The sequence below is a fragment of the Limosilactobacillus galli genome (assembly GCF_947381495.1).
Classification (GTDB): Bacteria; Bacillota; Bacilli; order Lactobacillales; family Lactobacillaceae; genus Limosilactobacillus; species Limosilactobacillus galli.
This window is the reverse complement of sequence record NZ_CANCWK010000143.1, coordinates 1-252: the sequence shown is the minus strand read 5'-3', so window position 1 is coordinate 252 and position 252 is coordinate 1. Positions and strand designations below refer to the sequence as shown.

The 252-nt window shown below is 42.1% G+C and carries 1 pseudogene; it reads left to right on the top strand.

Features of this window, described 5'->3' with window-relative positions:
- A pseudogene (locus QOS10_RS10310) lies at positions 1–252 on the top strand (IS30 family transposase); the annotation flags it as partial.

Here is a 252-nt window from a genome sequence, read left to right as displayed (position 1 = left end):
GCTAAAAGGTGCTTAGGGCCTAATATTGCTCAACGACCTCAAACTGCGGACCAACGGTCCGAAATTGGCCATTGGGAGCTGGATACAGTTCAGGGACAGAAAAATGGTAATGACAGTGTTGTACTAGTAATGACTGATCGCCTTTCAAGAGTTAATATCACGAGTAAAATTGCTGGTAAAACTGCATATGCAGTGAATCATTTTTTTGTTGAGTTGCGTCAGAAGCTTGGCAAGAATGCTTACTATCGCATT